Source organism: Sandarakinorhabdus sp. (genome assembly GCF_032115815.1).
In the GTDB taxonomy this organism is placed as follows: domain Bacteria; phylum Pseudomonadota; class Alphaproteobacteria; order Sphingomonadales; family Sphingomonadaceae; genus Sandarakinorhabdus.
The window spans coordinates 1-7948 of sequence record NZ_JAUMBI010000119.1; the positions used below are offsets into that span (position 1 = coordinate 1).

At 65.7% G+C, this 7948-nt stretch carries 6 protein-coding genes; 5 read left to right on the plus strand and 1 reads right to left on the minus strand.

What is annotated here, in order from left to right; translation table 11 throughout:
• Nucleotides 1-265 precede the first annotated feature (265 nt).
• A complete protein-coding gene (locus tag RT662_RS07155) occupies nucleotides 266-808 on the minus strand; it encodes an XRE family transcriptional regulator (protein ID WP_313670027.1) in 543 nt (180 codons plus the stop codon).
• Between the two features lie 230 nt (nucleotides 809-1038).
• Between RT662_RS07155 and RT662_RS07160 the strand changes: the two genes are divergently transcribed.
• From RT662_RS07160 to RT662_RS07180, 5 genes are all read left to right on the plus strand, one after another.
• Nucleotides 1039-3012, plus strand: a complete 1974-nt coding sequence (locus RT662_RS07160; protein WP_313670022.1) for a serine hydrolase domain-containing protein — start codon at nucleotides 1039-1041, stop codon at nucleotides 3010-3012.
• Nucleotides 3012-4028: a dipeptide epimerase gene (locus tag RT662_RS07165; protein ID WP_313670023.1), complete on the plus strand. Its 1017-nt coding sequence runs from the start codon at nucleotides 3012-3014 to the stop codon at nucleotides 4026-4028. The genes RT662_RS07160 and RT662_RS07165 overlap by 1 nt, the downstream gene beginning before the upstream one ends.
• Nucleotides 4029-4097: 69 nt before the next feature.
• On the plus strand, nucleotides 4098-5135 hold the full coding sequence (locus RT662_RS07170) for a DUF1611 domain-containing protein (protein ID WP_313670024.1): 1038 nt from the start codon (nucleotides 4098-4100) through the stop codon (nucleotides 5133-5135).
• Nucleotides 5132-6271: a hypothetical protein gene (locus tag RT662_RS07175; protein WP_313670025.1), complete on the plus strand. Its 1140-nt coding sequence runs from the start codon at nucleotides 5132-5134 to the stop codon at nucleotides 6269-6271. Before RT662_RS07170 ends, RT662_RS07175 begins: the two co-directional genes overlap by 4 nt.
• Nucleotides 6268-7854: a serine hydrolase gene (locus tag RT662_RS07180; protein WP_313670026.1), complete on the plus strand. Its 1587-nt coding sequence runs from the start codon at nucleotides 6268-6270 to the stop codon at nucleotides 7852-7854. Before RT662_RS07175 ends, RT662_RS07180 begins: the two co-directional genes overlap by 4 nt.
• Nucleotides 7855-7948 lie beyond the last annotated feature (94 nt).

Sequence of the window (7948 nt, forward strand, 5' to 3'; positions counted from 1 at the left end):
TAGATCGCTCGCTCGGGCCGCGGGTTCCTGCATGGGAGGCTTTCGTACGCCAAGTGGCGCCCGAAACCCTTCATCAAAGCGGAACGACCGCAGCAGAACGCAAAAGCGGGACAGCTGCCATTCGTTGGCGCGGGTAGAGGAAGGCGGCCCATTGCGGATTGGCAGATCAAAAGCTGCCGCAGACATGCCGACCATCGCTTCGCGTCCAATTCGGACAAGCGCCAAAGTCCGGTCTACGGGTCGGCATTGAGTTGCAGACGGCCCCTCAGCCGTGCAGGCTCATCAGTGAGTCCATCAGGTTCTCGTCGGCGCTCGAGCAAACGCCCAGCACGAGCGCCTCCTGGCAACCTTCGCCGACGACATAGGCGTGGCCCATTGAGGAATCGAGATAGATGCCCTGGCCGGTTTCAAGCAGCACCGGATCATAGAATTCGGAGTGCACCTCGATCCGGCCTTCGAGGACATAGATGAACTCTTCGCCCTGGTGCCGCACCAGATCGCCGAACTCGCTGGCGCTGTGCGCACGGATGCGGGTGAGAATGGGGATCATGCGCTTGCGACGCAGATCGGTGCACAAATAGCTGTAGTCGTAATTGTCGGTGACAACCCTTACGGCCCGATCGAGCGAGCCGATGCTGCGTCGGCCAGTCACACGCGGGACCGTTTCGTCTGCGCCATCGGCGAACAAGTCGGACATGCGGATCTTGAGCCGGCGGCTGAGCTGCTGAAGTTTGTCGTAAGACAACGTCAGCCTATCATGTTCCACCTTGGAAAGGGTCGATACCGGAATACCGCATCGATCGCTCATTTCCTTCAAGGTCCAGCCGTTGCGGGACCTAATGCCCCGCATCACGGCCCCCAGCGTTGGAGGTGTTGACTGATCGCTCACCTGCACCCCCAAACGCCGTTTGACAATTTTCCAATCAGGCTCATTATTTCCAATCAGAGCGGCATGCTTCTCCCCGATTGGTAAGGGTTTGCGCTCGCCGCTGCAAGTTCCACCGACACGCCGGTGCGTAAAATAGGAGTGAAGGGCCGATGCGAATGCTGCTGAAGGGGTTGGTGGCAGCGCTTGCCGTGCTGGCAACGCCGCTGACAGCCCAGGCCGCGCCGGCGCCAGCACCCCAGACCGCAACGGCGCCAGCACCCGGAACCGCGTCTCCGACTGTCCCTCCGGCCATCGACGCCCGCGACCTGGAGGCGTGGCTGGACGGCTTCATGCCCTATGCGCTGGCCAAGGGGAATATTCCCGGTGCCGTGGTGGTGGTGGTGCGCGGCAATGGCCCGTTGCTGGCCAAGGGCTATGGCTTTTCCGATCAGGCCAAGCGCTCACCAGTCGATCCCGATGCCACCCTGTTCCGCCCCGGCTCGGTTTCCAAGCTGTTCACCTGGACAGCGGTGATGCAGGAGGTCGAAGCCGGCAAGCTCGACCTTGATCGCGACGTCAACGCCTATCTGGATTTCACCATCCCGCCGCTCGACGGCAAGCCGATCACTCTGCGCCAGATCATGACGCACACCGCCGGGTTCGAGGAATCAGTGCGCCACCTGATCACCAATGATCCCAAGGCAGTGCTGCCGCTGGGCGATCTGATGAAGCGCGCGCTGCCGCAACGGGTGTTCGCGCCCGGCACCACGCCCGCCTATTCCAACTATGCCACCGCGCTGGCCGGCTATATCGTGCAGCGGGTGAGCGGGGAGCCGCTGGAAGCCCATATCGAAAACCACCAGTTCACGCCGCTTGGCATGAGCCGGTCGAGCTTCCGCCAGCCGCTGCCGGCCGGGCTGCAGCCGCTCATGTCGAAGGGTTACAACGACAAGTCAAACAAGCCGCAGCCGTTCGAGCAGGTACTGCCCTGGCCCGCCGGCAGCCTGTCGTCCAGTGGTGCCGACATGGGCCGTTTCATGACCGCCCATCTCAATAACGGTGCCGGCCTGATGAAGCCGGAGACCGCAAGCCAGATGCATGATTTTGCGGCACCCGGTCTGGGGCCGCTCAACCGCATGGCGCTGGGCTTCTACGAACAATGGGTCAACGGTCATCGCGCCATTGGCCATGGCGGCGATACCACCCTGTTCCATTCCTATCTGTGGCTGTTCCCGGATGCCGATGTCGGCGTGTACATCTCGGTAAACAGCGGTGGTTCGGCCGGTGCGGCCGCGTCAGTCCGCACGGCCTTGTTCCACGGCTTCACGGATCGCTATCTGCCGGGCAAGCCGGTGACGGCCCAGGTCGATGCAGCGACGGCGCGGTCCCACGCGGCCCTTCTGGCCGGCAATTATGTCGGCAGCCGCGGCAGCTTCACCAATTTCCTCAGCCTGTTCGGACTGTTGAGCCAGGCCAAGATCGTTGTGGACGAAGATGGGCGCATCACCCTGCCGGCGCTTGATGGCATGAATGCCGGCAAGCCGGAATGGGTGGAAACCGCGCCGTTCGTGTGGGTGGATCGCAACAGCGGCGACCGGCTGGCGGCTGAAGTGCAGGATGGTCAAGTGGTGCGGATGAGCACCGATGCGCTGTCGCCATTCACTGTCTATCGACCGGCGCCGGTGGGCACCAATGCGGCCTGGCTGCTGCCGGCGCTGGGTGTCGCCGTGTTGCTGATCGCACTGGCGGCGTTGGGCTGGCCGGTGCGGGCGCTGGTGCGCCGGCACTTCGGCGCGACCTTCCCGCTCAAGGGCAGCGCGCTCACCGCGTGGCGGCTGTCGCGGCTGGCGGCCTGGGGTGTGATTGTGGCCGTTGGTGGCTGGCTCGGCTTCGTCGCGGCGTTCACGGCCGATATCGGCAGCGTCGGCGGCCCGCTCGATTGGCTGATCCAGTCGCTGCGCGTGCTCACGCCATTGGCCAGCCTTGGCCTGGTACTGGCCGCTGGCTGGCACCTGCTGCTGTGCCTGCGGCAGCAGCGGCGCTGGACGATGCGGCTCGGCGCGGTGCTGCTGCTGGCTTCGGGCTTGCTCTGTGTGTGGGTCACAATGGCCTTCAACCTCTATGGCTTCGGGTTGGTGTATTGATGGCCAGTCAACGCTCCCTGAAACTGGTGATAGAGCATTTTCCCTATCACCAGCCATTCCGCATCGCCGGGCATGTGTTTGCCGAAACGGCCGTGTTGCTGGCCGAAATCGGCGAGGGCGGCCATGTCGGGCGTGGTGAGGCGGCGGGCGTCTATTACCTGGGTGACGACGCTGCCCACATGCTGGCCGAAGCGGAACGCGTATGGGCTCCCATCGAAGCTGGCGCCAGTCGGGCCGAATTGCAGGCGCTGTTGCCGCCGGGCGGTGCCCGCAACGCGCTTGATTGCGCGTTGTGGGCGCTGGAAGCCCGGCAAAGCGGCACGCCAGTGTGGCAATTGGCCGGGCTTGATCCGCCACGGCCGCTGCTCTCCACCCTGACGCTGGGCGCTGATGCGCCCGGCGTGATGGCCGCCGCCGCGCTGAAATTAGATCCGCTGGCGCCGGTGAAGGTGAAGCTGACCGGCGACCTGGTGTTGGACACGGCCCGGGTCGCCACCATCCGCGCTGCCCGGCCGGAGGCGTGGATCGGCGTCGATGCCAATCAGGGCTATGATCGCGCCGGCCTGGAACAATTGCTGCCGGTGCTGATGGCGCACTACGTTGCGCAACTGGAACAGCCGTTGCGCCGCGGTGACGAGGCGGCGCTGGATGGGCTGGTGCGGCCCTTGCCGTTCGTGGCCGACGAAAGCGCGCTGTCGCTGGCCGATACCGACGCCTTGGCCGGCCGGTTCGACCTGGTGAACATCAAGCTGGATAAATGTGGCGGGCTCACGGAGGCGCTGGCCATCGCCCGCCGCGCCCGCGAGCTCGGCCTGGGCGTCATGGTCGGCAACATGATGGGCACCAGCCTCGCGATGGCACCCAGCTTTATCGTCGGGCAATTTTGCGATGTCGTCGATCTTGATGGCCCCACCTTTCTGGCCCGCGATCGCACCCCATCAGTCACCTATGCCAACGGCCATATCGACTGTTCGCCTGCCATCTGGGAATTTGCCGACTTATCCCAATCAGGTTGACTTTTTTCCAATCAGGACGATACCCTGCGGTTCAAATCGAAGCTGGCCGCTGCGGCAGGAGAAGACGCCATGAATGCCATGGGACGCCTGGTCGAAGGCCTCGCCCTGCCACAACCCTACCTGCTCTTTCTGGGCGACACCACCGAACCGGGCTATGCCAAGACAGCGTTCGGGTTGGTTGATTGGGCGCGCGATCGCTGTGTCGCCGAACTGGGTCTGCCGGGCTGCAAGGTCAGCGCGGGGTTGCCGCAGATGGACGCCGCCGCCGCCCATGCTGCCGGTGCCCGCGCCATCGTCATCGGCGTTGCCAATCAGGGCGGTTTCATCCCGCCGTCCTGGGTGGGTGCCCTGGTGGCCGCACTGGAGGCCGGGCTCGACATCATCAGCGGCATGCACGCGCGGCTGGAAGCGATCCCAGAACTGGCCGAAGCGGCCCAGCGCACCGGCCGCCGCCTGATCAACGTGCGCACGCCGCCGGCAGGCATCCCGATCGGTACCGGGCGCAAGCGCAGCGGCAAGCGGCTGCTCACCGTGGGCACCGATTGTGCGCTGGGCAAGAAATACACCGCACTGGCGTTGCATCGCGCGTTCGTGGCGCGCGGCCTCAGCGCCGATTTCCGGGCCAGCGGGCAGACCGGCATATTGATCGCCGGTGGCGGCATCCCGATGGACGCCGTGGTCTCCGATTTCGAAGCCGGCGCTGCCGAGATCCTCAGCCCCGATGCCGCGTCCGATCACTGGGACGTGGTTGAAGGCCAGGGCTCGCTGTTCAACCCGGCCTATGCCGCGGTCTCGCTTGGCCTGCTGCACGGCAGCCAGCCCGATGTGTTCGTGGTTTGCCATGATCCCACCCGCACCCACATGCTGGGCCTGGATGGCTATGCGCTGCCGGCCATCGAGGAGGTGATCGACATGACCATCCGGCTCGGACGGCGCACCAATCCGGCCATCCGCTGCGCCGGGGTCAGCCTCAACACCGTCGCCATGGGCGCAGCGGCCGCCGACGCGCTGATGGCCGCAGAAGCAGCGCGCCTTGGCCTGCCTGTCGCCGATCCCATTCGTGGTGGCACCGCGTTCGAGGCGCTGGTGGACGCCTGCCTGGCATGACCAGCAGCGGCCAGGCAAAGCGGGGCAGTTGGTTCCAGCGCTACCTGCTGCCGGGTTTTGCCCTGAAGGCGGTGATCATCGGCGGCGGTTACGCCACCGGGCGCGAGCTGGCGGAATTCTTCGTGCCAGCCGGGCCGTGGGGCGGCCTGCTGGCGATGGGGCTGGCGATGTTGATCTGGAGCCTGGTGGCCGCCATCAGCTTCGCGCTGGCCCACCACTGGCAGGCTCTGGATTACCGCAGCTTCTTCCAGAAACTGCTCGGCCCGGCGTGGCCGCTGTTCGAGATCGCCTACCTGATCTTCGTGGTGCTGATCCTCGCCGTGTTCGGCGCGGCGGCAGGTGCCATCGGCGCGGCCACCTTCGGCTGGCCGCCCGTGGCCGGCACCGTGCTGCTGGCCGCCGCCATCCTGTTGGCGACGGCACCCGGTGAAGCGGCGGTGGAAGCACTGTTCCGCTATGCCAGCTTCCTGATCTACGCGACCTATATCATCTTCATCCTGATCGCTTTTTTCCGCCTGGGTGGGCGCATTGAAACCGGCCTTGCCACCCAGCCGGCGGTTCTGCCCGGCTGGATCGGCGGCGGCGTCACCTATGCGGCCTACAACATCGTTGGCGCGGTCGTGGTGCTGCCCGTGCTGCGCCACCTCGGCAACCGGCGCGAGGCGCTGATTGCCGGGGCCATCGCCGGGCCGCTGGCGATGCTGCCGGCACTGCTGTTCTTCACGGCGATGCTGGCCTTCTACCCCGCCATCGGCGCGGCGGCGCTGCCATCCGAAGTGCTGCTGAATGCCATCGCGCTGCCGTGGCTGGGCCTGTTGTTCCAGGTGATGATCTTTGCCGCGCTGTGGGAAAGCGGCGTTGGCGCGGTGCACGCCATCAACGAACGCATCGCCGGCGCGCTGGTAACGCGCGGTCGCGCCGCGCCGGGGCTTGGCGGCCGCGTGCTGAGCGGCGGCGTGATCCTGACCGGCTGCATGCTGGTGGCGGTGGAGGTCGGCCTCGTCGATCTCATTGCCCAGGGCTATCGCTTCCTCGCCTGGCTGTTCCTGGCCGTCTATCTCGTTCCGCTGCTCACCATCGGCGTCTACCGCCTGCTCACCACCCGCCCCAGCCCGAAATTGGAGGCCCTGCCATGATGCGCCTGAAAACTGCCGCCCTGTTGCTGCTCTCGGTCGCGGCCCTGCCGGCCAACGCTGCGCCGCCGGCCGGGTTCGAGAAGGAGGTGGAAGCCCTGCGTCAGAAGGTCGGCACACCCGGTGTCGCCATCGCCATCGTTGAAAATGGCAAGACGACGATGGCCAAGGGATGGGGTGTGCGCCAAGTGGGCAGCACATCGCCGGTTGATGCCGATACCACCTTCCAGACCGGCTCCACCGGCAAGGCGGTCACGGCAGCGGCGCTCGCCATTCTCGTCGACGAGGGCCGTATCCGCTGGGATGATCCGGTGATCAAACACATGCCCTGGTTCCGCATGTACGACCCCTGGGTGACGCGGGAGATGACGATCCGTGACCTGCTGGTCCACCGCAGTGGGCTCGGGTTGGGCCAGGGCGACCTCATGATGGTGCCGCGCACCCGCCTCACACGGCGGCAGACAGTGGAGCGCGTGGCCTATCTGAAGCCGCGCACCAGCTTCCGCTCGGCCTATGCCTACGACAACGTGCTCTATGCCGTGGCCGGCCAACTGATCGAGGAGGTGACCGGCCAGCGCTGGGAGGATTTCGTGCGAACGCGCGTGCTGCGCGCCGGCGGCATGAACACCGCCACCACCGACAGCCCGGAACGCTTTACCGTGGCCAACCGCTCTTACCCGCATGCGCGCCTGTCGGGCCCGTTGCGCGGGCTGGGCCCGATCCAGCTGCTCGACGAGCGCGACGAACTGGGCCGCAACGCCGCGCCGGCCGGCGGCCTTACCTTCAGCGCCAACGATGAAGCGGCCTGGCTGAAGATCCAGCTGAACGGTGGTGCCCTGCCTGACGGGAAAGCGCTGTTCAGCAAGGCGCAGCACGCCGAGATGTGGAAGCCGGTGACCGTCATGCCGCTGCCGCAGCTGCCCGAAAGCCTGAAACTGGCCCAGCCGACCTACCAATCCTATGCGCTGGGCTGGCAGGTGCAGGATTATCGCGGCCACAAGCTCATCAGCCACGGTGGCGGCGTGCTCGGATCGATCACCCGCGTCGTGCTGATCCCCGAAAAGAATGTCGGCTTCACGATCATGATGAACAGCGAGGACAGTGGCCTGCTGCTCGGCCTGACTTACCGCATGATCGACCATTATCTGGGCCTGCCCGACAATGGCTGGATCGACAAATGGGAAAGCTGGTACCAGTCGCGACTGGAAGGCGGGCGCCAGGCTCTGGCCGCCATGCAGGCGGGCAAGCAAGCCGGTGACACCAAGGCGGCGGCGCTGCCGGCCGATCGTTATGCCGGCCGCTATCGCGATGCCTGGTACGGCGACGTGGTCGTGGATTCGGACGCCAGGGGGCTGACGGTCGATTTCACCTCGTCACCCAACATGGCCGGCCGCCTGACCCACTGGGCCTACAACAGCTTCATCACCGATTTCGACGACAAGAGCCTGGAAAAGGCCATCATCACCTTTGCCATCGACGACAATGGCAAGGTGACCGGCGTGACCATGAAGCCCGCCAACCCGATCGCCGATTTCAGTTGGGATTATCACGATCTCGATCTGAAACCGGTGGAGGGCGGCAAGTGAAGGCGCTGTTACTGCCGGCGCTGCTGCTGGCCAGTGCGGCCACGGCGGCGCCGGCGCCGCACAGCGCTTTTCTGACGCTGGACACCCACCTCGA

Coding starts and splice junctions, on each gene's coding strand:
- RT662_RS07155 (WP_313670027.1), bottom strand. CDS start 808: ATGAGCGATCGATGCGGTATTCCGGTATCGACCCTTTCCAAGGTGGAA.
- RT662_RS07160 (WP_313670022.1), top strand. CDS start 1,039: ATGCGAATGCTGCTGAAGGGGTTGGTGGCAGCGCTTGCCGTGCTGGCA.
- RT662_RS07165 (WP_313670023.1), top strand. CDS start 3,012: ATGGCCAGTCAACGCTCCCTGAAACTGGTGATAGAGCATTTTCCCTAT.
- RT662_RS07170 (WP_313670024.1), top strand. CDS start 4,098: ATGAATGCCATGGGACGCCTGGTCGAAGGCCTCGCCCTGCCACAACCC.
- RT662_RS07175 (WP_313670025.1), top strand. CDS start 5,132: ATGACCAGCAGCGGCCAGGCAAAGCGGGGCAGTTGGTTCCAGCGCTAC.
- RT662_RS07180 (WP_313670026.1), top strand. CDS start 6,268: ATGATGCGCCTGAAAACTGCCGCCCTGTTGCTGCTCTCGGTCGCGGCC.